This window comes from Comamonas humi, assembly GCF_054782535.1.
In genome coordinates this window covers 43,872-65,752 of sequence record NZ_BAAGSH010000017.1, presented here as the reverse complement: position 1 = coordinate 65,752, position 21,881 = coordinate 43,872, and the positions used below count along the sequence as shown (strand labels likewise).

Sequence of the window (21,881 nt, the reverse complement as noted above, 5' to 3'; positions counted from 1 at the left end):
CCGGCAGCGGCCATACCCGGCCGCCGTGCCGCCCGCGTGGCCTACATTCAAGGCTTCGCACCGCGCAGGCTGCGGCCTCGCTCCCCCATCCGCTCAGAAAGACCCTCATGAAATCACGCGCCGCCGTGGCCTTCAAGGCCGGAGAACCCCTGCAGATCGTCGAGATCGACGTGGCACCGCCCAAGAAGGGCGAAGTGCTGATCAAGATCACCCACACCGGCGTGTGCCACACCGACGCCTTCACCCTCTCGGGCGACGACCCGGAAGGCATCTTCCCCGCCGTGCTCGGCCATGAAGGCGCGGGCATCGTCGTGGAATGCGGCGAAGGCGTGACCAGCGTCCAACCCGGCGACCATGTGATCCCGCTGTACACCGCCGAATGCGGCGAATGCCTGTTCTGCAAGAGCGGCAAGACCAACCTGTGCGTGGCCGTGCGCGCCACCCAGGGCAAGGGCGTGATGCCCGACGGCACGACCCGCTTCAGCTACAACGGCCAGCCCATCTACCACTACATGGGCTGCTCCACCTTCAGCGAATACACCGTGGTGGCCGAGGTCTCGCTGGCCAAGATCAGCCCCGACGCCAACCCCGAGCAGGTCTGCCTGCTGGGCTGCGGCGTGACCACGGGCCTGGGCGCCGTCAAGAACACCGCCAAGGTGCAGGAAGGCGACACCGTCGCCGTGTTCGGCCTGGGCGGCATCGGCCTCGCCGTGCTGCAAGGCGCCAAACTGGCCAAGGCCGGCCGCATCATCGCCATCGACACCAACCCGAGCAAGTTCGACCTGGCCCGCACCTTCGGCGCCACCGACTGCGTGAACCCCAAGGACTTCGACAAGCCCATCCAGCAGGTCATCGTCGAGATGACGGGCTGGGGCGTGGACCACAGCTTCGAGTGCATCGGCAATGTCAACGTCATGCGCGCGGCGCTGGAATGCGCGCACCGCGGCTGGGGCCAGAGCGTGATCATCGGCGTGGCCGGCGCGGGCCAGGAGATCTCCACCCGCCCCTTCCAGCTGGTGACCGGCCGCAAGTGGCTGGGCACGGCCTTCGGCGGCGTCAAGGGCCGCAGCGAATTGCCCGGCATGGTGGAAGACGCCATGGCCGGCCGCATCCAGCTCGAACCCTTCGTGACCCACACCATGGGCCTGAAGGACATCAACGAAGCCTTCGACCTGATGCACGAAGGCAAGTCCATTCGCAGCGTGGTGAACTACGCCGAGGCCTGAAACGGCGCCGTTGAATGCTCTCAATAAGAGAGCTTATGGCGCTCGCTGAGCGCCATTCTTGATATGAAACATGCTGCAAGTGCCTGAAAAACAAGCGCTGGCAGCTCTTCTTTTGGGAGCAACCATATGTCCCCCCAACCCACCCTCGAACTCAAGAACGCCCACGCCTGCTTTGGCGGCGCGCAGCGCTACTACGAGCACTTCTCCAGCGAGATCGGCCTGGCCATGAAGTTCTCGGTCTACCTGCCGCCGAAGGCCGTCGCCGGCGAAAAAGTGCCGGCCCTGCTCTACCTGGCGGGCCTGACCTGCACCGAGGAAACCTTCATGGTCAAGGCCGGCGCCCAGCGCCTGGCGGCCGAGCTGGGCATCGCCCTCATCTGCCCCGACACCAGCCCGCGCGGCGCCAACCTGCCCGGCGAGGCCGATGCCTGGGATTTCGGCGTGGGCGCGGGCTTTTACCTGGACGCAATGGCCAAGCCCTGGGCCCTGCACTGGCGCATGGAAAGCTACCTGCTGAACGACCTGCTGCCGCAGATCGGCGCCCGGCTGCCCGTGGACCTGGAGCGCCTCGGCATCTTCGGCCACAGCATGGGCGGCCACGGCGCGCTCACGCTGGCGCTGCGCCATCCGGGCCGCTTCAAGAGCCTCTCGGCCTTTGCGCCCATTGCCAACCCCGTCAACTGCCCCTGGGGCCAGAAGGCCTTCGCCGGCTACCTGGGCGACGACCGGGCCGCCTGGTCACAACACGATGCCAGCGAATTGATGGCCGCGCAGAAGCAGGCACCCTACCCCGCCGGCATCCTCGTCGACCAGGGCCTGGCCGACAAGTTCCTGCTCGAAAAGCAGTTGCTGCCCGAGGCCTTCGAGGCCGCCTGCGACAAGGCCGGCCAGCCGCTCACACTGCGCCGCCACGCGGGCTACGACCACGGCTACTACTTCATCCAGAGCTTTGTCGACGACCACCTGCGCTGGCATGCGCAGCAGCTGCGGGGTTAAGACGGATCGTGGCCCCCTGGTTCATTGCGAACCCTGGGCTGGCGGCGCCGTCTTGGATTCGATCAACTTCCATCCATTGCCGTCCGGGTCACGAAAGCCCGCGTCCACGGCGCCGTAACGGTCCACCGGCTCCTGCGTGAACTCGACACCGTTGCTGCTGAAGCGCTCGTAGGCCGCGCGGCAGTCGTCCACCACCAGCACCAGGGGCGGCATGGCGCCCTTGGCCACCATTTCGGACAGGGTCCGCGCCGTCGCCTCGTCATGCACCGGCGGCCCCGGCTTGAACAGCCCCAGCTGGAACGAGGGCTGCTCGGGGTGTTGCACGGTGAGCCAGCGGTAGTTGCCATTGCGGACATCCGTGTGGACGCGGAACCCCAAGCGCTCGACGTAGAACTCCAGCGCCTTGTCCTGGTCCCGAACGTACAAACCCACTACGCCAATACCTTGCGTCATCTTCAAACCTCCTTTAGTGGAGGCGCCATTCTCTCAACGAGCTTCTCGCGGCGCTTCTCCGAAACTGCCATCTTCAGGTCAGGGCGGTTGGTGGCGCGCACGATGCACTCGGGCACGTGCTCCCATGCGGGGGCCAGCGGCCGCTCACGTATCCGCAGATTTCCCGGGTTCTCGCCGGTGATGTCATGGAAGACGCGGCCAAAGGTGCCCAGGCTTTTCCAGCCCGTCTGGAACGCGATCTCGGTAATGGGCAGATCCGTGTCGCGCAGCAGTGCGACGGCCCGCTCGATGCGGCGCGACAGCAGGTAGCGGTGCGGCGGCATGCCGAAGGCCGCCTTGAACGAGCGCGCGAAATGCGAGGCCGAGACAGCGCTCACCTGCGCCAATTGGTGGATCGGCCATTCCTCATGGAATGCGTGGTCCATGCGATCCTTGGAGCGCAGCAGTCGCCGCAGCAGCTCGGGACTCTGGTTCATGGCTTTGCGGGCGCGCGCCGGTAATGCATGGCGACCGCGCCGCTGCGCAGCGGCTTCGCCGAGATCAACTCGAGCCGCCGCGTGCGGGGCAGCCCGCTCTCGTACAGGGTAGGTCCGTGGCCGGCGATCCGGGGGTGGACGAGCAACCGGTACTCGTCGATCAGGTCCAGGCGGTCCAGCTCGGCCGCGAGCTTGCCGCTGCCAAGCAGCACGCCGTCCGGGGTGGCATCCTTGAGCTGCTGTATGCCCGTGCGCAGGTCGCCGGCGATGTGGTGGCTGTGGGTCCAGGGAAAATCCCTTCGCGTCGCGGACACCACGTACTTCGGCTTGGCCTCCAGCTTGAGCGCCCACTCGCGCATGGCCGGCGGTGCCTCCACGTCGCCGCGCGCCACCGCCGGCCAGTAGCCCTCCATCATCTCGTAGGTGACGCGGCCCCACAGCATCGCCCCGCCCTCGTCCATGAGGCGGGTGAAGAAGGCGTGCGTCTCGTCGTCGGCGATCCCTTCCCGGTGGTCGACGCAGCCGTCCAGGGTGAGGTTGATGCTGAAGGTCAAGAGTCCCATGCTGTCCTCCGTTCGAGATAGGCGGCAAGCCGCCCGCCCTGCGGCCAGGATCTGCCTGCTGGCCTCGTGGTTTGCCCAGGCCCAATATTGACATGCGCGAGCGCCGGTACTACCCTTTAATCCTTGCAGCTACTTGGGAGCGCGCCATGATTCCGTGGGACATTCAGGGCACCGAGTTGATCAACTGCAACTGCTCATACGGCTGTCCGTGCCAGTTCAATGCATTGCCCACCAAGGGCTACTGCGAGGCCATGGGGGCCATCTCCATCGACCAGGGCCACTTCGCGGATGTGCCGCTCGACGGCCTGAAGATCGGCGTGGTGTTCAGCTGGCCCGGCCCCATCCACGAAGGCAAGGGCAAATGCCAGCCCATCGTCGACGCCCAGGCCTCGCCGCAGCAGCGCGAGGCGCTCCTGAAGATCATGTCGGGCCAGGAAACCGAGCCCTTCGCGACCATGTTCGCGGTGTTCGCCTCCACCTTGGAAACAGTCTACGAACCCATCTTCACCAGGATCGACTACGAGGTGGATGTCGACGGCCGTCGGGGTGAGGTGCATGCCCAGGGCGTGTTCGACCTCGTCGGCGAGCCGATCCGCAACCCCGTCACCGGCCAGGAGCACCGCGCCCGCATCGACCTGCCGAACGGCTTTGAATACGAGATTGCGGAAATCGGCTCGGCGACCAGCCGCTCGCAAGGCAAGCTGGAGGTCGACCTGAAGGACAGCTACGCCCAGTTCGCGCGGCTGCACATGAACAACCAGGGGATCGTTCGCCATCGCGCAGCCGTGTGATGGACCTGCAAGCCCTGCTGCGGCACGAGCGCGCGGTCATCCTCTGCGGGATCGTGGCGGTTGTCGCGCTATCGTGGGCGTACCTCTGGCAAGGCGCGGGCATGGGCATGACCGCGCTCGACATGACCACTCTCAGCCTGTTCCCCCACCGCCAGCCGGGCATGGAAGGCAGCATGGAGGCAAGCTGGTGGATCGTCGCCGCCATGTGGTGGGTCATGATGGTCGCCATGATGGTGCCCAGCGCGACGCCGCTGGTGCTGCTTTACGCGAAGGTGCTGGAGCGGCAGCCGGTATCCCTGGCCGGCCGCTACGCGGCCACTTCGCTGCTGCTGGTCGGCTATCTGGCGGTATGGCTGGCCTTTGCAGTTGCGGCTGCAACGCTGCAGAAAATGCTGGAGCCCACCGGGCTCATCTCGACCATGATGCTCTGGTCGCGCAGCGCTGTCCTGTCGGCAGCGGTGCTGGCGGCTGCGGGGCTGTACCAGTTTTCCGGCCCCAAGCGTGCCTGCCTGACCCAGTGCCGCTCGCCGGTGCATTTCCTGACCCGGTACGCACGCCCCGGCATCGGGGCGGGCTTCATGCTCGGCATGCGCCATGGCGCCTTCTGCGTGGGATGCTGCTGGCTGCTGATGGCCTTGCTGTTCGTCGGCGGGATCATGAACCTGGTCTGGATTGCCGCACTGATGCTCCTCGTGCTGGTCGAGAAACTGATGCCGGCCGGAGCGGCTTTCGGCAAGGTATCGGGGGCGCTCCTGCTGGTCTGGGCGGTAGCGACCCTGTTGGTCTGAAGCTTGGTCATATTTGCGTAGCCGCAGGACGATTCAGATGAATGAACTCGAACAACTGGAAGCCATGCTTCGTGCGCGGCCGGCGACCCTCTCCCATGACCAGCGCCGGGCGGCGTACGACGCTCTCGGCGACCGCTTTCCGCTGGCCGCGGATGTCCATGTGGAACCGGTACAAGCGCATGGCGTACCGGCTGAATGGACATCCACGCCCGTCGCGGGCACCAGCGAAGTCATCCTCTATCTGCATGGCGGAGGGTATGCGTGGGGCTCATTGAAGAGCCACCGGCACCTCGTGAGCGAGCTGGGCCGTGCAGCGCGGATGCGAACACTCGCTCTTGACTACCGGCTGGCTCCCGAGTGCCCGTTTCCACAGGCTCTGGAAGATGCGGTGAGCGGATTCCAATTCCTTCTGGATGTCGGCTTCCATCCTCGCCAGATCATGGTCGCAGGCGATAGTGCAGGAGCCGGCCTGGCCGTGGCCTTGCTCGTGCGGCTGAAAGAACTGGGAATGCGGCAGCCAGCGTGCGCATTGCTTTTCTCGCCCTGGGCCGACATGACGGCGACCGCGGATAGCTACCATCGCAATGCGAAGCGCGATCCGGTCCTCAACCGCTCGATCATGCAGTTCCTGGCGGAGCAGTATCTGGGAAAACGGCCGCGAGAAACGCCTCTCGCGTCACCGGTTTTCGCGGATCTGAGCGGCATAGCGCCCCTGACGATTTTCGTGGGTTCCACGGAGGCGCTGCTGGATGACGCGATCGCACTCACCCGCGCGGCGGGTCTGGCCGATGTGAGCGTGCGGCTGGAAATCTGGCCGAAGATGTTCCACATCTGGCCCAACTACCACCCGGTGCTGGCGCAAGGCAGGCAAGGCATCGCCAGGGCGGGAAGACTGCTGCGTGAAGCTGCGCAAACGGCTTCGGGCAGCGAGGCCTGACGCATTGGCGCAGTGCGTGGGACGCCCCTCCGGCTACGGGCCGCGGTTCCTTGTCCCGCTGCCGGTCAGGCCTTGGCCCGGGGCTTGAAGATATGGATGGTTTCGCCGCGCGCGAGCATCTCCACCAGTTGGGCGATGCGCCTGGCACGCGTCTCGGCTTTCACCGCCGTCTGGATGCGCCACAGCACCGCGTAGCGATTGGTCGCGTTGAGCGTTGCAAAGAAGGCCTTGGCCTTCGGCTCGGCTTCCAGCGCGGCCTGCAGATCCTCGGGCACCGTGGACGTGCGCGCGCCGTCATAGGCCCGGGCCCAGCGCCCGTCGGCCTTAGCGGCCTCGATCTGCACGTGGCCGGGCGCCTGCATGCGGCCTGTCTCGATAAGTGCCGCAACCTTGTCGACGTTGATCTTCGACCAGACGCTGCGCGCGCGCCGCGGCGTGAAGCGCTGGAGAAAATGCTGGTCGTCGAGCCCCTTCTTCTGGCCGTCGATCCAACCCCAGCAAAGCGCGATCTCCACTGCCTCGGGGTAGGTGACGCTGGGCTCACTGGCGCCCCGCTTGGCGATCTTGAGCCAAAGGCCGTCGGACGTGGCGTGGTGCTTCTTCAGCCAGGCCTCGAAAGCCTTGGCGCTCTTGAACAAGGCCGGTGCGGGGTCGGCTTGAACGTTGGGTTGGATGGCGGGCATCGCCGGAGTGTGCCGCAAAAGCGCCCATGCGGGCGTTCTGCGCGGCTCAACAACGGCCGCATTCCCCTTTCAAGCGGGAAGCATCTCGGGATTGAAAACCACTTCCCACAGATGTCCATCGGGGTCCATGAAGTAGCCGGCAAAACCGCCATAGAAGGTATCTGCAGCGGGTTTGACGATGCGGGCACCCGCCTGCATCGCCTGCGCCATGACGGCGTGAACTTCATCCCTGGAGGAGACGTTGTGCCCGATGGTCAGCTCACACACTCCGCCAACCTGCAGCGGCAGGCCGGTATCTGCAGCCACACTCCGGCGAGGCCACAGGGCGAGCTTGACGCCATCCTGCAGGTCGAAAAACGCCACGGCGCCGTTTTCAAACTCGGTGCCGATGATGCCTTTTGTGGGCAAGCCCAGGCCATCTCGGTAGAACTCGACAGAGCTCTCAAGGTTGTCTACGCCAAGGGTAAGGACAGTGATTCTGGGATGCATGACGTTCTCCATGGAAAGGGTAGAACATCACCCGACAGGAAAGGCGAAGCGGCAGCCACACGACCACCACCCTGAACCCGTGGAGTCAGGTGAAGGTCGTGGGGTTGGTGCCATGCCAACGCAGAATTCCCGGAGGGGAATGACCGGACTAACCATACCGGCCCGTCTTTTTCGACTGGCAGATGGTACTGCAGACCGTGGCACTTCAGCAAACCATCCCTGCGCATGGGGCGGGGCGAAAGCGCCACGCCGGCCTTCGCTATTTCATGCGGTCGTCCGAGACTGCGGAAGGCAGTCGCTGCAGGCCGTGGCCAAACCAGCCTATGCGCTCGGTGGCACGCGCGTCCAGTTGCGGCACATAGGGCTTGATGTCCAGCACCGGGGTGCCGTCGAGCATGTCGTTGCCGCGAAAGCGCAGCACGCGGCCCTGCACCTGCACCAGTTGCACGATGGACAGGCCGATGCGGTTGGGCCGCGCCGGCGCACGGGTGGCAAACACGCCGTGGCTCACGGTGTCCATGAAGGGCACGACCTCCAGCTTTTCCGTCGCCTGGTGCAGGTGGGTGAGCAGCATCAGGTATTCGAAGCCCTCGATGTCGCGCAGCCCCGCCGCAAATTCCTCAAACACCTCCAACTCGCCTTCCACGTCGGCCGCGGCGACGGTCTGAATGGGCATGCCCTGCGTGGTACGGAAGGGACTGTGGATAGCGCCGATGGGGCGCAGAGTGATATGGTCGGTCATGGCTGGTCCGGTGCAATTGCTCGCTCAGTCAGTCGCACGGGACCGCACCAGGGGCCGCAGCATGGGCTTGAGCGCATCGGGCATGTTGTCCAGCTCGGACAGCGCATCGGCCTGCTCGTACAAGGCCGCAATGACGCCGGGGGAATATGCCTGGTGCAGCCTGGCCACTTCGAGCCGGGTATACAGCGCAGACGCAATGGCCTTGCGGTGCTCCGGCCGGTCCAGGTAAGGCCCCCACAGGGATTCCTCCATCAGCACCTCCAGCACCTGCAAGCGCTCTTCCACATTGAGCTTTTCACTTCCCATATCGATCATCCGTTCACCAGGGTTCGAGGATTCATGAGGCTGAAAACCGGCAGTTGCCATGGCGGCGGGAGGCTTGCAGGCGGTAGATAGCCTAGGCCTTGACCGCCAGGATCGCGCTGCCGGCCTTGAACATGGCCAGCGCCTTCTGGCCCGCGGCCATTTCCAGGCCTTCGGCGCTTTCATTGGTGACGATCGCCACCAGCTGCTCGCCACCCGGCAGGGTCAGCAGCACTTCGCTGTTGACCGCGCCCTTGTTCACCCGCGCCACCACGCCTTCAAACTGGTTTCTGGCAGAGAACCGCATGCCGTCGGCATCCGTCACCAGCGTCACGGCCGATGCCTTGATGAGCGCCATGGCCGCCGTCCCGACCTTCAGGCCCATCGCTTCGCGGCTGGCGCGGGTGACCGTGGCCACGACACGCAGGCCGGATGCCGTTTGCAGTTCGATCTCGTCGTTGACGCTGCCGTCGCGGATGCTGGCCACCAGGCCAACCAACTGGTTTCGTGCACTTGCTTTCATCTTGCTGCTCCTGGGGATGGTTACGTCTTTCGGGCGCTTGTCCGATCGAGCGCCTTGCGGGCGATGGCAGTGTATTTCACAGGTGGGACAGCAATAGTGGCGGTGCATTCCACCGGTTAGATGGAATTCGTTATGTTGGTCTTCGTTATGTTTGATCGTATATTACGATGCCATGTGGTTTCCATCAAGCGAGGTGTGAAGATGCTGGTTCCCCCGTTCAAGCGCAGCCTGGAAGGTCTGGGTGTTTCTGCTGCTTTCGGCAACCTGGGCATGGGGCATCCCGCCGCCGATGGTTGCGGCAGGCGCGAAGAACCTGGAGCAGGAGACGTCAACGCGCAGGCCCCATGCGCCCGCCTGAGGCTCCACGAGCTGGATATGCCCCTGCACTGCTCCATCGTGGGCAACTGCCTAAGTCCCGGGGAGTTGCGCCGGCTCATGGCCAGGCACATCGCCGTCAAGGGACTCAGCGATCTCGAGATCCACCACACCGCCGTGCGCCTGGCCGGGCAGAAGGGCGAGGCCTCCAAGGCCCTGCACAAGGCCCTGGACCTGCGGCATGCCGGAGCCATCCGCAGCTTCGCGGCGGCCAGGGACGAAGCCGCGCTGCAGGAGCGCTGGAAACAGGCCTGGTCCCAGGGCGAGATACCCGGCGCCTACTGGGCCATGCTCACGCACAAGGCGGTCACCGCCGAACTGCGCCAGGCGGTCTTTGGCGAGGTGCATATGCTCTCCCACCTCATGGGGACGGCCAACCGCCATGAGCTGCAGCGCTTTGTGGCGCTGGAAAAGGAGCATGCCGAACTCCACGAGCGCCTGGATCGCGAGCAATTCCGGCGGCAGGAGGCCATCCACGAACGCGACCGGATGGCCGGGCAGTTGCGGCAGCAGGCGCTCGACTTCGAGCAGCGCCTGGCGCAGGTCCGGGCGGAGTGGAACGAGCGCAGCGCTCCAGTGGAAACCAGCGGGCTAGTGGCCCTGCAGGCCCAGCGGCGCGAGCGCGCGGAGCGGCTGGCGCAGGAGGCCCAGGAACAGCTCTTGCTGGTGCGGGAGCAACTGCAGCACCTCCAGGAGCATGGCCGACAGCTTTCCGAGGAACTGGCGGCCGCCGAAGCGGAATTGCAGCACCTGAGCGCGCTGGAGCGCAGCATCGGCAACCGTGCCGACGGGCCATCGGACAGCGAGGTGCTGCTGAATGCCCGCCGGGTGCTCTATGTGGGCGGGCGGCCCAGTTCGACGCCAGCGATCCGGGATTATGTCCGCCGCCACGGCGGAGAGTTCCTGCACCACGACGGCGGATTCGAGGACCGCAAGGGACGGCTGGACAGCCTGCTGCCGCGCGCAAGCCTGGTGGTGTTTCCGGTCGACTGCGTGGACCACGATTCGGTGGCCAGGCTCAAGCACCTGAGCGAACGCCACCAGGTGCCTTTCCTGCCGCTGCGCAGTGCCAGCCTGGCCTGCTTTGCCGCAACGCTCCGGCGCGAGTTCGTGAAGAACGCCAGGGATGCGATGGCATCCCCGCACTTATGCCCGAGGCACGGCTAGGCGCAGCGGACCAGTTCCACCAGTTGGTCGATATCGGCTTGGCAGGCCTTGAGGGCACGCTGTTCGATGCGCCGGTACAGTGCAACCACCATGCGCCCCGTTTCGGTGAGTTCCGTGCCGCCGCCGCCGGCCCCGCCGGTTGCCGTGGCCACTGCCGGAGCGTGCAGCGCATGGTTGATGGCATCCACCAGCATCCAGGCCCGGCGGTAGGACATACCCAGGGATTTGGCTGCCGCGGCGATGGACCTGGTAGCGTCAATGGCCTCCAGGAGATCGATCTTGCCGGGGCCGATGGCAATGACGTCGCCGGCCATGACACGCATGCGCAGCTTCATGGCCGGTGCGGCTGGATGGGGGCATGGAGGGGTGTCGGGCATGCGGACTGCAATCGCGGAAAGTGGCGTTGTCGGATACAGGGCGCTGCTGTGGCATCGTCCTGGCGCGGGTCATTCTGGCACATTGCCGGGCGGCGACGAGTGCCCGGGACTTGCCGGCGATCTAGCAGCCGGCTCTAGTCTTGGCCCCTGCAGACTTCGGCGATTTCGGCGGCGCTGTGCATCAGCGCGAGGGCCATCTCCCGCATGCGATCCAGCTCCATCCGTTCCGAAGGGCCGCTGATACCAATGCTGGCGATGGACACGCCGCCACTGTTCGTGATCGGCACCGCGACGGAATTCACGCCCGTGCGCCAGCCGCTCTGGCTGATGGCGTAACCCTGCTTGCGTATGGCTTCCAGCTCTTGCATGAAGCTGGCGGCCGGGAGCTCGGCCGCCTCATGCCGCGTAGCCAGGATCTCGTCCACCAGTTGGCTCGCATCCGGACGGAATGCCAATTGCGACTTGCCTGATGCCGTGAACACGGCCGGGACACGGGCGCCCGGCGAGGCCGTGGGCCTCAACGGGTAGCTCGACAGCAAGGTTTCGAGGTACAGCACGTCGGTGCCAGCCAGGATGGAGAGGTTCACGGTCTCCTGGAACTGGCGGTGGAGGTTGCGCATGAAAGGCAGCGCCACCCGTTTCACGACGCTGCGCCCAATCACCTTCATGCCCAGCTCCCAGGTCTTGAGGCTGAGCTCGTAGCGGCTGGTCTCCAGGTCCTGGCGCACATAGCCCAATGCCTTGAAGGTGGTGAGCAGGCGATGGACATTGCTCTTCTGCCAGCCGAAATGCTGCGCGATAGCCGATACGCCCTGGGGCTGCTCCTGCAGCGCCAGGAATTCGATCAATGCCAGCCCCTTCACCACGGTTCCATCCAACCGCGGCAAGGAGGCGCTCTCCGATTCTGTGTTCTTGATGTCAACTGTCATGTAGTGGTGGCTTGTTGGCCCGGGTCCATTGTGGCCGAGTTGCGGGTTGCCTATGGATTGCGGGCAAACCCGGATGGGCTCGCACGCATTTCCAATCATAATGAAACCATGTTCTGAATATTAGAACAATGTTCCATGAAAAAAGAATCCACACCACCACTTGCACCGCCTCCCCTGTCGGGGGTGACCATTCTTGATCTCACCCAGATCTACAACGGGCCGTATGCCACCTTCCTGCTGGCACAGGCTGGCGCGGATGTGATCAAGGTGGAGTCGCCGTCCGGCGAGCACCTGCGCAAGCGCGACCGGGCTGCCGGCGTGGCACAGCCCTTCGGCGTGCTGAACGCCAACAAGCGGAACCTGACGCTGGACCTCCATACGGAGGCCGGGCGTGGCGTCCTGCTTGCGCTTGCCAGGACGGCCGATGTCATCGTCAACAACTATGCCCCTGGCGTGATGGAGCGGCTCGGGCTGGGAGATGAAACGCTCAGACAGGCCAACCCCCGCCTGATCATCGCGTCGAGCACGGGCTACGGCTCCGCAGGCCCCTACCGTGACTACCCGGCGATGGATCTCACGGTGCAGGCCATGTCGGGGATCATGAGCATCACGGGATCGCCGGACACCCCGCCCTTCAAAGCCGGCCCCGCCCTGTGCGATTTCTTCGCGGGCATCCACCTCTATGGCGCCATCACGACGGCTCTGTATGAACGCGCCGCCACGGGCCGCACGTCGAGCGTGGAGGTCTCGATGCTCAGCGCGGTGTTTCCCAGCCTGCTGTCCAGCCTGGGCCTGCACCAGCGGGGCGACAAGGGCTGCAAGCGCACGGGCAACCGGCATGGCGGGCTCACCATGTCGCCTTACAACGTGTACGAGACCGCCGACGGCGCGATCGCCATCCTGGCAGTCAGCGATGCGCACTGGGTCTCGCTGGCGCGTGCGCTCGGCCGCGAGGCCTGGCTGAGCGATCCACGCTTCCTGACCCGGACCGACCGCGTTGCCCACATGGATGCGATGGACGCCGCGCTGAACGAGGTCACCGCCACCTGGACCAAGGCCGCGCTGTTCGACCACCTGGTGGCCCTGCGCATCCCCTGCGCCCCTGTGCGCGAACTCGACGAGGTGGTTCACGACCCCCACCTGCACCAGACCGGCATGTTGCGCTGGGTCGAGCACCCCAGCTACGGGGAGATGCTGGCCCACGGCAGCCCGCTGCTGTTCACGGAACACGAGACTCCGCCTTACGAGCCCAGCGGCGAGTTGGGCGCGGACAACGCGCAGGTGCTCCAGCAGTACCTGTCCCTGGGACCGGAAGAGTTCCAGGCCCTGTCCAGCCGCGGCGCCTTCGGTACCTGACCGCCCTCCCTTCTCCATTCCATCTTTGAAAGCCCCACATGCTTGAACACGACGCAGGACTCCCCGATGAGTTGGTCCAGATCCGCGAAACCACCCGGCGCTTCATGCAGCGCGACGTCAAGGCCGCAGAAGACCAGGTCCCGCATGACGCCTTTGAACTGCCCGCGCATCTGCTGGAGCCGCTGCGCGACAAGGCCAAGGCCATGGGGCTCTGGGCCGCGCGCTCGCCCACGGAGCTGGGCGGCGGCGGGCTGAGCCTGCTGGCCGCGGCGGTGGTGGCCGAGGAGACGGCCAAGTGCCGCATGGGTGCCTACATCCCCGCCTGCGGCGCCACGGGCTCCAATCCGCCGGCCCCCGTGCTGCTGGGCACCCGCGAGCAGATCGAGCGCTTCGCGATCCCGGCGATCCGCGAGGGGCGCAAGGCCTTCGTGGCCATCAGCGAGGCCTCGGGCGGCTCGGACCCGGCCCGCTCGATCCGGACGCGCGCCGTGCTGAAGGGCGACCGCTACGTGCTCAACGGCGCGAAGATGTGGATCACCGGCGCGGCCACCGCCAGCTGGGGCCTGGTGTTTGCCCGCACCGGGGAGCAAGGGCAGCGCGGCGGCATCACCTGCTTCATCATCGACGGCCGGCCCAAGGGCATGGAGTGCCGCGAGATTCCCGTCATCCGCTCGTACTCGCCGTACGAGGTCGTCTTCAACGACGTCGAGGTGCCTGTCGAGCACCGGCTGGGGGAGGAAGGGCAAGGCTTTGCGCTGTGCGAGAAATGGCTAGTCGAGGGCCGGATACCCTATGCGGCCGGAACGATAGGGATCGGGCAGGCCGCGCTGCAGATCGCCATCGATTGGGCGCGCGAGCGGGAGGTCTTCCGCTCGAAGCTCGCGGACAAACAAGCCATCCAGTGGATGATCGCCGACAGTGATATGGAACTGCGAGCGGCGCGCCTGCTGGTGCACGAAGCAGCCCGGCGCGGCGACGCGGGCCTGAACTTCAAGACCGAATCGTCGATTGCCAAGGTCGTAGCCACCGAGACCGCGGGACGCGTCGTGGACCGCTGTATCCAGATCCTGGGAGCCATGGGCGTGTCCAAGGAGCTGCCGCTGGAGCGCTGGTACCGCGAGATGCGCATCAAGCGCATCGGCGAAGGGCCGTCCGAGGTCCATCGCATGGTGCTCGCACGCGAGCTGATCAATGCCGGCAACGCGTGAGGTGATGCATGTCCATTGACCTGGCTGTCGATCAAGGCGTCGCCTTGATCACCATCAACCGTCCGGAACGGCTCAACGCATTCGACCTGGAGCACTACCAGTTGCTGTCCAGGGCCTGGGAACGCGTGCGTGACGACCCCGAGATCCGGGTGGCCATGATCACCGGGGCGGGCACCCGGTCGTTCAGCACGGGCGCCGACCTGAAAAGCTACATCGGGCAGGAGAGGTCCGTCGCAGAACACTGGATGACGCAGAAGGACCAGTTGCTGAACCGCGGGCTGGAGATCTGGAAGCCGGTGATCGCCGCCATCAACGGCTACTGCATCGGCGGGGGGATGACCCTCATGCTGGCCACGGACATCCGCTTCGCGGTGCCGCACGCCACGTTCTCTCTGGCCGAGGTCAAGCGCGGCATCATCGCCGGCAACGGCGGCACGCAGCGCTGCGCAGCCCAGCTGCCCTACGCCATTGCGATGGAGGTCCTGCTCACCGGCGACTCCATGGATGCGGCAACGGCCCAGCGCTGGGGCTTGGTCAACCATGTGGTGCCGCCAGAGCGGCTGCTGGACGAGGCCCTGGCCTGCGCCCGGCGGATTGCGGCCAATGCACCGCTGGCGGTCCAGGCGACCAAGGAGCTGGCGGTCAAGGCACCCGAGATGGGGCTGACCGCCGGCCTGCGGCTCGAGCAGTTCACCAACCGCATGCTGTCGGCCACAGACGACGCACGCGAAGGCGCCCTGGCATTCCGCGAGAAGCGGCCCGCCCGGTTCCAGGCCCGGTAAGGAGGCTCCATGCGTGGCAAATATGTGATCGCGGGCATCGGCCATACGGCGTTCGGCACGCTGGGGCTCGACACCATCAGCCTCAACGTGCAGGCCTGCCGGGCGGCGCTCGCAGATGCGGGCATCGACAAATCCGCCGTGGATGGCCTGTTCGTCAAGGTGCCGACCTCCGCCAAGGAGATCCTGTATGCGCAGAAGCTCTCAGAGGCCATGGGAGTCCAGCCGCGCTGGGGCGGTGCCTGGGACCAGGGCGGAGCCGCCAACATCACCCTGATAGACATGGCCATGATGGCCATCGAGACCGGGCAGTGCGAGGTGGCGCTGGTGACCTACGCCGACAACCCCAGGAGCGGCTCCCGCGCGGCCTACGCGCGGCCGCGGGGCGACGATGCCGTCTATGGCTGGTTCTCCACGGCCGCGGGCTACGCGATGATCCACCAGGCGCATGTGGCCGAGTTCGGCACGCCGCCGGAGGCGTTCGCCGCCGTGGCCATGGCCGCGCGCAGGCATGGGGCGGCCAACGAGCGCGCGCAGCTCAGAAAGCCCATCGGCCTGGACGACTACCTGCAGTCGCCTTGGGTGGTGCAGCCGCTGCGGCGGGACGACTGCTGCCTGGTCTCCGACGGCGGCGGCGCCGTGGTCATCATGAGCGCCAAGCGCGCCCGGGCGCTGCAGGTGCCGCAGGCCGTGCCCATCCTGGGCGTCGGGGGTGGGCAAACCTCGTACGACGTCCAGCTGCGCGACTCCCTCACCAGCACGGAGGCCAGGCGCTCGGGGCAGCTGGCCTTCGAGATGGCGGGGCTGAAGCCGGCCGACATCGATGTCGCGCAGATCTACGACTGCTTCACCATCACCGTGCTGATGACGCTGGAGGACTATGGCTTCTGCCGCAAGGGCGAGGTCCAGCATTTCGTGCGCGATGGACAGATCGAGGCCGGGGGCAGGCTGCCCGTCAATACCGCCGGCGGACTGCTGTCCGAGACGGGCATGCCGGGCATGCAGCTCATCCACGAAGGGGTGCGCCAGGTCCGGGGGACGGCCACGCTCCAGGTGAAGGATGCGCGCTTCAGCTTGGTGAGCAACCAGGGCGGCACGATGCACACCCATTCCACGCTGATCCTCGGAGGATGAACCATGGGAATTCGAGAAACCCACCTGGCCGGCCTGACGGCGGGGCAGCTCCAGTACCAGTCCTGCCGCTGCGGCCACCGCTGGCTGCCCGCGCGCGAGCACTGCCCGGTCTGCCTGAGCGATGGCTGGACCTGGCGCACCGCTTGCGGAGAAGGTGTCATCAAGAGCTGGGTGGTCTACCACGTCGCCTACCACCCCGACTTCAAGGATCGATTGCCGTACAACGTGGCGATCATCCAGCTGGATGAAGGTCCGCGGCTCATATCGAACATCGACGCGGAGTCCGGCGAGCTGCGCGTCGGCGCCAAGGTGAGATACCAGCCCCAAGGCCGGGAAATCCACCGCTTTGCCATCATCTGACCGGTCCATTCCCATGAAAAATTCATTGCCGCTGGCCCTGCTGGCATGCCTCCCCCTGGTGCTTGGTTCGGCCGCTAGCGGCCAGACCTTTCCCGGCAAGCCCGTCAGGCTGATCGTGCCCTACCCGCCCGGGGCATCCACCGACAGCATGGCGCGGGCCTTTGCGGCCGAATTCGGCCGCGAGGCCGGGGGCTCGGTCGTGGTGGAGAACAAGCCGGGCGGAGGCGGCGCCATCGCCGCGCTGGCGATGAAGAACATGGCCGCCGATGGCCACGCCCTGCTGTTCCAGACCGGCGAGCTGCTGGCAACCAAGCTGACCAATCCGAAGCTGCGCTATGAATTCCGGGATTTCGAAGTCATCGCCCCGCTGGCGCAGACCCCATTCGTACTCATCGTGCCCGCGCAGAACCACATCAACAGCCTGGACGACCTCAAGGCGTATGCCGCCAGGAAAGGCGACCTGACCATCGGCTCGCTGGGCACGGGAATGAACAGCTATACCGTCATGAGCAGGCGCGTGGCGCAACAGCTGGACGTCCGCGCCCGCATGGTGCCCTACAAGGGCGGGATGGAAGGCGTGACGGCCGTCATGGCCGGCGAGATCGACGCCTACTTCGCCACCGTCGGCCTGGCGCATGCGCAGAAGGACAACAAGAAAATCAAGCTGCTGGCCATCACGTCGGCAGAGGAAAGCAAATTCCTCCCGGGTATCAGGCCGTTCAGCCAGTTGGGTTTCAGGGACCTGGAGTTCTACAGTTTCTACGGAATCGCCGTCCGTAGCGACACCCCCGAGAGCATCAAGCAGCAGGTGCAGCGCCTGGCCGCGAAAGCAACCGGCTCGGCGGAGCTGAAGAAATCACGGGAAAGCATTTCGCTGGAGGAGTTTCCAGGCTCGCTGCAAGACTACCAACGGGTGACGCTGCAGACCGCGCAGGAGTTGAAGCAGCTCATTGATGCCGAACAGAAGGCGCCCCATGCAGCGCAGTAGTGACATGCCACCGTCCCTTGGTGTAGTCCAGGCAACCGCCTCTGCCGAAGCAGGCACGCCCCCGGAGGCGCCACCCTGTGCCGCGGCGAGGCCGCTGCAGCCCGCCCCAGCGCGACTGCCACCGCAGCGCCTGGTTCCGCAACGATGGCGCGAACAATACCGCGCCTGGTACGCGATATAACCCCCACTCCCCCATGATTGACAAGATCGCAAACTCGGCGGCCGAAGCGCTGGCCGGCGTGAAGGACGGCGCCACCGTGCTGATCGGCGGCTTTGGCTCCTCCGGCATCCCCAACGAGCTCATCCACGGTCTCATCGAGCAGGGCGCCAGGGACCTGACCCTGGTGACCAACAACGCCGGCGCCGGCGACGAAGGCGTGGCCACGCTGCTCAAGTCGGGTCGCGTGCGCAAGGTGATCTGCAGCTTTCCGCGCGTGGCCGAAGGCCATGTGTTCGAGACCCTGTACCGCGCCGGCAAGGTCGAGCTCGAACTCGTACCCCAAGGCAACCTGGCCGAGCGCTGCCGCGCCGCTGGCGCCGGCATCGGCGGGTTCTTCACGCCCACCGGCTATGGCACCGAGCTGGCCCGGAACGCCGATGGCAGCCCCAAGGAAACCCGCGAGATCGATGGCCGGCAGTATGTGTTCGAGCGCCCCCTGCATGGCGACGTCGCGCTGGTCAAGGCCGAAGCCGGTGACCGCTGGGGCAACCTGGTGTACCGCAAGGCCGCCCGCAACTTCGGCCCCGTGATGGCCATGGCGGCCAGGCTCACCGTCGCCTCGGTGTACGACATCGCCGAGCTGGGCACGCTGGACCCCGAGGCCGTGGTCACCCCCGGCGTCTTCGTCAGCAAGGTGGTCCGGGTCGCGCGCAGCGCCACCCAGGCCTGAGGAAGCAAGCATGAGCTACCAAAAACGCAGCAAAGACCAACTGGCCGCCCTGGTTGCCCGGGACATCCCCGACGGCGCCTATGTGAACCTGGGCATCGGCCAGCCCACCCTGGTGGCCAACCACATCCCTGCAGGCCGCGAAGTCGTGTTGCAGTCCGAAAACGGCATCCTGGGCATGGGCCCGGCGCCGGCCGGGGGCGAGGAGGACTGGGACCTGATCAACGCCGGCAAGCAGCCCGTCACGCTGCTGTCGGGCGGCTGCTTCTTCCACCATGCCGACAGCTTCGCCATGATGCGCGGCGGCCACCTGGACGTGTGCGTGCTGGGCGCCTTCCAGGTCGCCACCAACGGCGACCTGGCCAACTGGAGCACCGGCGAGCCCGGCGCCATTCCGGCGGTGGGTGGCGCCATGGATCTGGCGGTGGGTGCCAGGCAGACCTGGGTGATGATGGGCCTGCTGACCCGGCAGGGTGCCTCCAAGATCGTGGAGCGCTGCAGCTACCCGCTCACCGGCATCGGCTGCGTCAAGCGCATCTACACCGACCTGGCCACCTTTGCCGTCACCGGCCAGGGCCTGCAGCTGCTCAGCGTGGTCGAGGGCCTGACGCTGGATGAGTTGCAGGCGATGGTGGGGCAGCCGCTGCATTAATCCAGCTGTCGCTGTGATGGCAGGCCGCTTCGCCGCTCGCTCTCGCCCCCGCACACCAATGCCATAATCCCCGGCCATGCAAACGCCGCGCAAGTCCCTGATGCTGCAGGCCCGCCTGGTACTGGCGTGGTTCCTGTTGACGTTGGGCATCGCCGTGGCCGCGCCCATCGTGCATCCCCACCCCCAGATCATGGACGTGGTCTGCACAGCCAATGGCGACATGCAGGTGGTGGTGCTCGATGATGCCGACCAGGCCGCGCCGGGCCCGCACCATTCGCTGGACTGCCCCTTGTGCCTGGCGGTCACGCCGCCGCCCTGCGCCCCTGTGGTGCAGGCAACCCAGCCCCAACCGCTGGGATTGGCGCTGCATCCCGTGGTCTCCGCGCGCATTGCCGCGCTGGTGGGGGCGCCGCTTCCGCCCCGGGGCCCACCCGCTCTCTTGTAGGTCACCGCGCAGCCGTCCCTCCAGGCCGGCCTGCGCGCCATCGCACCGGGCCTTGTCGTGCCCGGCTGATGCCACTTGCACGCAGAGTTTTCATGTTCCGTCTACGTTCCACAGCGACGCCGCCAGGCGCCGCACGCCCTTCCTTGCCCGCCACCCTGCCGTGGCTGCTGCCCCTGGCCTGGTTCGGCCAATCCGGCTGGGCCGAGGCCCAACCCACCGCCACGCTGGAGGCAGTGACCGTCCGCTCCAGCGACACCCGCCCGCTGGAGCGCTCCGCCAGCACCGGCAACAATCTCGATCTGAGCCTGCGGGACACCCCGGCCAGTGTCGAGGTGCTGAGCCGCCAGCAACTCGAAGACCGCGGCGACCGTTCGCTGGTCGAGGCCATCACCCGCACCACGGGCATCACCAGCCTGGGCCATCCGGGCAACAGCGGCAGCTCGCTGTCGGCCCGCGGCTTCACCGACACCACCTCGGTGATGCGCCTGTACGACGGCACGCGCCAGTATGGCGGCGTGGGCGTGAGCTTTCCGTTCGACACCTGGTCCGTCGAGCGCATCGAGGTATTGCGTGGCCCGGCTTCGGTGATCCATGGCGATGGCGCCATCGGAGGCGTCGTCAACGTCATACCAAAGAAGCCCACGCGCGGTCCTATCCGCAGCGAGGTCCAAGCCACGGTGGGCAGCCAAGGCAAACGGGCGCTGGCCTTCGGCAGCGGCGGCGCGCTCGGCGACCAGTGGTCGTACCGGATCGATGCCAGCGGCGAGCGCGCCGATGGCTGGGTGGACCGCGGCGACTCCAGCAGCCGGGCTTTCTCGGGCGCGCTGCGCTGGGATGTGGCGCCGGACTTCAACCTCCAGCTCTCACATGCGCAGGGCCTGCAGGAGCCCATGCGCTACTTCGGCACGCCGCTGGTCAATGGCGCACAGGATCCAGCGCTGCGCAAGCGCAACTACAACGTCGCCGACAGCGCCCTCCGCTACCGCGACCGCTGGACCGAGCTGGCCGCGGTGTGGGCGCCGGGCAGCCAAGTGGTGGTACGCAGCAAGCTCTACCACATCGGCAGCGACCGCTACTGGCGCAATGCCGAGTCCTACGCCTTCAATCCGGCCACGGGCCTGATCGACCGCTCGGGCAACACCGAGATCGGCCACGACCAGACCCAGACGGGCAACACCACGGATGTCACCTTCTTCGGCAGCCTCTGGGGCCACGCCAACCAGGTGTCGCTGGGTTTCGACGTCAACCGCGCCTCGCTGCAGCACAGCAACAATACCTACACCGGCAGCTCTGGCTCGGTGGACCCGTACGACCCGCAGCCCGGCAGCTACCACAGCGACATTCCCTTCATCCCGCGCTACCGCAACCAGGCCCGGCAGTACGCGCTGTTCGCCGAGGACCGGCTGGAGCTGACGCAGCGCTGGTCCATCGTGGCCGGCGCGCGGCTGGACCGGGCGACGCTGTCGCGCCAGGACCTGGTGGCCGGTGCCCAGGCCTTCGAGCGCCGCTACTCCAACACCGGCTGGCGCCTGGGCGTGGTCTACCAGCCCCAGCCCGACCTCTCGCTGTATGCCCAGGCCTCGCGGGCCGCCGACCCGGTGGGCGGCCTGCTGATGCTGTCGGCCGCGAACGCCGCCTTCGATGCCTCCACCGGCCGGCAGTTCGAGGTCGGCGTCAAGCAGTCGTTCTGGGATGGCCAGGGCGACTGGACACTGGCGGCCTACTCCATCGCAAAGAGCAACTTGCTGACGCGCGACCCGGCCAACCCCGCGCTGCGCGTCCAGGTGGGCAAGCGCTCGTCCCGGGGCCTGGAGGGCACGCTGTCGATGCGGCCTGCAAAGACCGTGCAGATCGATGCCAACCTCGCACTGCTGCGGGCGCGGTACGACGACTTCAGCGAGCCGGTGGGCGGCATCGCCGTCTCGCGCAACGGCAACGTGCCCACCGATGTGCCCGAGCGCGTGGCCAACCTCTGGGCGGGCTGGACGTTCCAGCCCGGCTGGACGCTCTCCGCCGGCCTGCGCCATGTGGGCAGGCGCTACGCCGACAACGCGAACACGCTCAAGCTCCCCGCCTACACCACGGCCGACCTGGCGCTGCAATGGAAGGCAACGGCGGACACCACGGTGGCGCTGCGCGGCTTCAACGTCTTCGACAAGCACTACTTCAGCACCGCCTACTACACCACCACCCAGTGGCTGGTGGGCGAAGGCCGGCGCGTGGAGCTGAGCCTGCACCACCGCTTCTGAGGCCG

26 protein-coding genes are annotated in these 21,881 nt (G+C 66.5%); 16 read left to right on the top strand and 10 right to left on the bottom strand.

What is annotated here, in order from left to right:
* Positions 1 to 107: 107 nt before the first annotated feature.
* Together ACYVKR_RS17810 and fghA are read left to right on the top strand one after the other, a co-directional pair.
* Positions 108 to 1,226, top strand: coding sequence for an S-(hydroxymethyl)glutathione dehydrogenase/class III alcohol dehydrogenase (locus ACYVKR_RS17810; protein WP_460482293.1), 1,119 nt, complete (start codon positions 108 to 110; stop codon positions 1,224 to 1,226).
* 126 nt (positions 1,227 to 1,352) lie between these two features.
* Positions 1,353 to 2,222 (top strand): alpha/beta hydrolase family protein, encoded by an 870-nt coding sequence (fghA, locus tag ACYVKR_RS17805; protein WP_460482292.1) that lies wholly within the window; start codon positions 1,353 to 1,355, stop codon positions 2,220 to 2,222.
* 21 nt (positions 2,223 to 2,243) lie between these two features.
* Here fghA and ACYVKR_RS17800 read toward each other — a convergent pair whose 3' ends face one another.
* Genes ACYVKR_RS17800 through ACYVKR_RS17790 form a run of 3 tightly spaced genes read right to left on the bottom strand, consistent with a single transcriptional unit; the run spans position 2,244 to position 3,714 of the window.
* On the bottom strand, positions 2,244 to 2,675 hold the full coding sequence (locus ACYVKR_RS17800; RefSeq protein WP_460482291.1) for a VOC family protein: 432 nt from the start codon (positions 2,673 to 2,675) through the stop codon (positions 2,244 to 2,246).
* A 2-nt stretch (positions 2,676 to 2,677) separates the two neighbouring features.
* Complete coding sequence (locus ACYVKR_RS17795; RefSeq protein ID WP_460482290.1) at positions 2,678 to 3,151, bottom strand: helix-turn-helix transcriptional regulator; 474 nt, start codon at positions 3,149 to 3,151, stop codon at positions 2,678 to 2,680.
* Positions 3,148 to 3,714, bottom strand: a complete 567-nt coding sequence (locus ACYVKR_RS17790; RefSeq protein WP_460482289.1) for a dihydrofolate reductase family protein — start codon at positions 3,712 to 3,714, stop codon at positions 3,148 to 3,150. The genes ACYVKR_RS17795 and ACYVKR_RS17790 overlap by 4 nt, the downstream gene beginning before the upstream one ends.
* 146 nt (positions 3,715 to 3,860) lie before the next feature.
* On the opposite strand from ACYVKR_RS17790, the gene ACYVKR_RS17785 reads away from it, so the two are divergent.
* Genes ACYVKR_RS17785 through ACYVKR_RS17775 form a run of 3 tightly spaced genes read left to right on the top strand, consistent with a single transcriptional unit; the run spans position 3,861 to position 6,230 of the window.
* Positions 3,861 to 4,505: a DUF1326 domain-containing protein gene (locus tag ACYVKR_RS17785; RefSeq protein WP_460482288.1), complete on the top strand. Its 645-nt coding sequence runs from the start codon at positions 3,861 to 3,863 to the stop codon at positions 4,503 to 4,505.
* On the top strand, positions 4,502 to 5,293 hold the full coding sequence (locus tag ACYVKR_RS17780; protein WP_460482287.1) for a DUF2182 domain-containing protein: 792 nt from the start codon (positions 4,502 to 4,504) through the stop codon (positions 5,291 to 5,293). Before ACYVKR_RS17785 ends, ACYVKR_RS17780 begins: the two co-directional genes overlap by 4 nt.
* Before the next feature lie 37 nt (positions 5,294 to 5,330).
* Entirely contained in the window at positions 5,331 to 6,230 is a 900-nt protein-coding gene (locus ACYVKR_RS17775; protein ID WP_460482286.1) for an alpha/beta hydrolase, read from the top strand.
* A gap of 65 nt (positions 6,231 to 6,295) precedes the next feature.
* On the opposite strand, the gene ACYVKR_RS17770 is transcribed toward ACYVKR_RS17775, so the two are convergent.
* The 5 genes from ACYVKR_RS17770 to ACYVKR_RS17750 all read right to left on the bottom strand — a co-directional run bounded on the left by ACYVKR_RS17770 (position 6,296) and on the right by ACYVKR_RS17750 (position 8,970).
* On the bottom strand, positions 6,296 to 6,913 hold the full coding sequence (locus ACYVKR_RS17770) for a YdeI/OmpD-associated family protein (RefSeq protein ID WP_460482285.1): 618 nt from the start codon (positions 6,911 to 6,913) through the stop codon (positions 6,296 to 6,298).
* A gap of 69 nt (positions 6,914 to 6,982) precedes the next feature.
* Entirely contained in the window at positions 6,983 to 7,402 is a 420-nt protein-coding gene (locus ACYVKR_RS17765) for a VOC family protein (RefSeq protein WP_460482284.1), read from the bottom strand.
* A gap of 259 nt (positions 7,403 to 7,661) precedes the next feature.
* The gene (gene tsaA / locus ACYVKR_RS17760) at positions 7,662 to 8,144 is read right to left on the bottom strand and encodes an SAM-dependent methyltransferase (protein WP_460482283.1); all 483 of its coding nucleotides are present in this window, start codon (positions 8,142 to 8,144) and stop codon (positions 7,662 to 7,664) included.
* 24 nt (positions 8,145 to 8,168) lie between these two features.
* Complete coding sequence (locus ACYVKR_RS17755) at positions 8,169 to 8,450, bottom strand: hypothetical protein (RefSeq protein ID WP_460482282.1); 282 nt, start codon at positions 8,448 to 8,450, stop codon at positions 8,169 to 8,171.
* Positions 8,451 to 8,541: 91 nt separating this feature from the next.
* Positions 8,542 to 8,970 carry a TOBE domain-containing protein gene (locus tag ACYVKR_RS17750; protein WP_460482281.1) on the bottom strand — a complete coding sequence of 143 codons (429 nt, stop codon included), beginning with the start codon at positions 8,968 to 8,970 and terminating at the stop codon, positions 8,542 to 8,544.
* Between the two features lie 375 nt (positions 8,971 to 9,345).
* On the opposite strand from ACYVKR_RS17750, the gene ACYVKR_RS17745 reads away from it, so the two are divergent.
* Positions 9,346 to 10,512, top strand: coding sequence for a DUF2325 domain-containing protein (locus ACYVKR_RS17745; RefSeq protein ID WP_460482280.1), 1,167 nt, complete (start codon positions 9,346 to 9,348; stop codon positions 10,510 to 10,512).
* On the opposite strand, the gene ACYVKR_RS17740 is transcribed toward ACYVKR_RS17745, so the two are convergent.
* Positions 10,509 to 10,835, bottom strand: a complete 327-nt coding sequence (locus ACYVKR_RS17740; RefSeq protein ID WP_460482347.1) for a winged helix-turn-helix domain-containing protein — start codon at positions 10,833 to 10,835, stop codon at positions 10,509 to 10,511. The genes ACYVKR_RS17745 and ACYVKR_RS17740 overlap by 4 nt on opposite strands.
* Before the next feature lie 188 nt (positions 10,836 to 11,023).
* Positions 11,024 to 11,818: an IclR family transcriptional regulator gene (locus ACYVKR_RS17735; RefSeq protein WP_460482279.1), complete on the bottom strand. Its 795-nt coding sequence runs from the start codon at positions 11,816 to 11,818 to the stop codon at positions 11,024 to 11,026.
* A gap of 135 nt (positions 11,819 to 11,953) precedes the next feature.
* Here ACYVKR_RS17735 and ACYVKR_RS17730 point away from each other — a divergent pair, with 135 nt between their 5' ends.
* From ACYVKR_RS17730 to ACYVKR_RS17685, 10 genes are all read left to right on the top strand, one after another.
* The gene (locus ACYVKR_RS17730; protein ID WP_460482278.1) at positions 11,954 to 13,174 is read left to right on the top strand and encodes a CaiB/BaiF CoA transferase family protein; all 1,221 of its coding nucleotides are present in this window, start codon (positions 11,954 to 11,956) and stop codon (positions 13,172 to 13,174) included.
* Between the two features lie 38 nt (positions 13,175 to 13,212).
* Positions 13,213 to 14,382 carry an acyl-CoA dehydrogenase family protein gene (locus ACYVKR_RS17725; RefSeq protein WP_460482277.1) on the top strand — a complete coding sequence of 390 codons (1,170 nt, stop codon included), beginning with the start codon at positions 13,213 to 13,215 and terminating at the stop codon, positions 14,380 to 14,382.
* 8 nt (positions 14,383 to 14,390) lie between these two features.
* Positions 14,391 to 15,164 carry an enoyl-CoA hydratase/isomerase family protein gene (locus tag ACYVKR_RS17720; RefSeq protein WP_460482276.1) on the top strand — a complete coding sequence of 258 codons (774 nt, stop codon included), beginning with the start codon at positions 14,391 to 14,393 and terminating at the stop codon, positions 15,162 to 15,164.
* 9 nt (positions 15,165 to 15,173) lie between these two features.
* The gene (locus tag ACYVKR_RS17715) at positions 15,174 to 16,295 is read left to right on the top strand and encodes a thiolase family protein (protein ID WP_460482275.1); all 1,122 of its coding nucleotides are present in this window, start codon (positions 15,174 to 15,176) and stop codon (positions 16,293 to 16,295) included.
* 3 nt (positions 16,296 to 16,298) lie between these two features.
* On the top strand, positions 16,299 to 16,655 hold the full coding sequence (locus tag ACYVKR_RS17710) for a Zn-ribbon domain-containing OB-fold protein (RefSeq protein ID WP_460482274.1): 357 nt from the start codon (positions 16,299 to 16,301) through the stop codon (positions 16,653 to 16,655).
* A 25-nt stretch (positions 16,656 to 16,680) separates the two neighbouring features.
* The gene (locus tag ACYVKR_RS17705; protein WP_460482273.1) at positions 16,681 to 17,643 is read left to right on the top strand and encodes a tripartite tricarboxylate transporter substrate binding protein; all 963 of its coding nucleotides are present in this window, start codon (positions 16,681 to 16,683) and stop codon (positions 17,641 to 17,643) included.
* Between the two features lie 194 nt (positions 17,644 to 17,837).
* Entirely contained in the window at positions 17,838 to 18,533 is a 696-nt protein-coding gene (locus ACYVKR_RS17700) for a sugar phosphate isomerase family (RefSeq protein WP_460482272.1), read from the top strand.
* Between the two features lie 10 nt (positions 18,534 to 18,543).
* Positions 18,544 to 19,182, top strand: a complete 639-nt coding sequence (locus ACYVKR_RS17695; RefSeq protein ID WP_460482271.1) for a sugar phosphate isomerase family — start codon at positions 18,544 to 18,546, stop codon at positions 19,180 to 19,182.
* Between the two features lie 76 nt (positions 19,183 to 19,258).
* Positions 19,259 to 19,627 (top strand): DUF2946 family protein, encoded by a 369-nt coding sequence (locus tag ACYVKR_RS17690; protein ID WP_460482270.1) that lies wholly within the window; start codon positions 19,259 to 19,261, stop codon positions 19,625 to 19,627.
* Between the two features lie 92 nt (positions 19,628 to 19,719).
* Positions 19,720 to 21,876, top strand: coding sequence for a TonB-dependent receptor (locus tag ACYVKR_RS17685; RefSeq protein ID WP_460482269.1), 2,157 nt, complete (start codon positions 19,720 to 19,722; stop codon positions 21,874 to 21,876).
* Positions 21,877 to 21,881 lie beyond the last annotated feature (5 nt).

What these genes read in the sequence shown, in the direction of transcription:
- ACYVKR_RS17810 (WP_460482293.1), top strand. Translation starts at nt 108, where the DNA reads ATGAAATCACGCGCCGCCGTGGCCTTCAAGGCCGGAGAACCCCTGCAG.
- fghA (WP_460482292.1), top strand. Translation starts at nt 1,353, where the DNA reads ATGTCCCCCCAACCCACCCTCGAACTCAAGAACGCCCACGCCTGCTTT.
- ACYVKR_RS17800 (WP_460482291.1), bottom strand. Translation starts at nt 2,675, where the DNA reads ATGACGCAAGGTATTGGCGTAGTGGGTTTGTACGTTCGGGACCAGGAC.
- ACYVKR_RS17795 (WP_460482290.1), bottom strand. Translation starts at nt 3,151, where the DNA reads ATGAACCAGAGTCCCGAGCTGCTGCGGCGACTGCTGCGCTCCAAGGAT.
- ACYVKR_RS17790 (WP_460482289.1), bottom strand. Translation starts at nt 3,714, where the DNA reads ATGGGACTCTTGACCTTCAGCATCAACCTCACCCTGGACGGCTGCGTC.
- ACYVKR_RS17785 (WP_460482288.1), top strand. Translation starts at nt 3,861, where the DNA reads ATGATTCCGTGGGACATTCAGGGCACCGAGTTGATCAACTGCAACTGC.
- ACYVKR_RS17775 (WP_460482286.1), top strand. Translation starts at nt 5,331, where the DNA reads ATGAATGAACTCGAACAACTGGAAGCCATGCTTCGTGCGCGGCCGGCG.
- ACYVKR_RS17770 (WP_460482285.1), bottom strand. Translation starts at nt 6,913, where the DNA reads ATGCCCGCCATCCAACCCAACGTTCAAGCCGACCCCGCACCGGCCTTG.
- ACYVKR_RS17765 (WP_460482284.1), bottom strand. Translation starts at nt 7,402, where the DNA reads ATGCATCCCAGAATCACTGTCCTTACCCTTGGCGTAGACAACCTTGAG.
- tsaA (WP_460482283.1), bottom strand. Translation starts at nt 8,144, where the DNA reads ATGACCGACCATATCACTCTGCGCCCCATCGGCGCTATCCACAGTCCC.
- ACYVKR_RS17755 (WP_460482282.1), bottom strand. Translation starts at nt 8,450, where the DNA reads ATGGGAAGTGAAAAGCTCAATGTGGAAGAGCGCTTGCAGGTGCTGGAG.
- ACYVKR_RS17750 (WP_460482281.1), bottom strand. Translation starts at nt 8,970, where the DNA reads ATGAAAGCAAGTGCACGAAACCAGTTGGTTGGCCTGGTGGCCAGCATC.
- ACYVKR_RS17745 (WP_460482280.1), top strand. Translation starts at nt 9,346, where the DNA reads ATGCCCCTGCACTGCTCCATCGTGGGCAACTGCCTAAGTCCCGGGGAG.
- ACYVKR_RS17740 (WP_460482347.1), bottom strand. Translation starts at nt 10,835, where the DNA reads ATGCGTGTCATGGCCGGCGACGTCATTGCCATCGGCCCCGGCAAGATC.
- ACYVKR_RS17735 (WP_460482279.1), bottom strand. Translation starts at nt 11,818, where the DNA reads ATGACAGTTGACATCAAGAACACAGAATCGGAGAGCGCCTCCTTGCCG.
- ACYVKR_RS17730 (WP_460482278.1), top strand. Translation starts at nt 11,954, where the DNA reads ATGAAAAAAGAATCCACACCACCACTTGCACCGCCTCCCCTGTCGGGG.
- ACYVKR_RS17725 (WP_460482277.1), top strand. Translation starts at nt 13,213, where the DNA reads ATGCTTGAACACGACGCAGGACTCCCCGATGAGTTGGTCCAGATCCGC.
- ACYVKR_RS17720 (WP_460482276.1), top strand. Translation starts at nt 14,391, where the DNA reads ATGTCCATTGACCTGGCTGTCGATCAAGGCGTCGCCTTGATCACCATC.
- ACYVKR_RS17715 (WP_460482275.1), top strand. Translation starts at nt 15,174, where the DNA reads ATGCGTGGCAAATATGTGATCGCGGGCATCGGCCATACGGCGTTCGGC.
- ACYVKR_RS17710 (WP_460482274.1), top strand. Translation starts at nt 16,299, where the DNA reads ATGGGAATTCGAGAAACCCACCTGGCCGGCCTGACGGCGGGGCAGCTC.
- ACYVKR_RS17700 (WP_460482272.1), top strand. Translation starts at nt 17,838, where the DNA reads ATGATTGACAAGATCGCAAACTCGGCGGCCGAAGCGCTGGCCGGCGTG.
- ACYVKR_RS17695 (WP_460482271.1), top strand. Translation starts at nt 18,544, where the DNA reads ATGAGCTACCAAAAACGCAGCAAAGACCAACTGGCCGCCCTGGTTGCC.
- ACYVKR_RS17690 (WP_460482270.1), top strand. Translation starts at nt 19,259, where the DNA reads ATGCAAACGCCGCGCAAGTCCCTGATGCTGCAGGCCCGCCTGGTACTG.
- ACYVKR_RS17685 (WP_460482269.1), top strand. Translation starts at nt 19,720, where the DNA reads ATGTTCCGTCTACGTTCCACAGCGACGCCGCCAGGCGCCGCACGCCCT.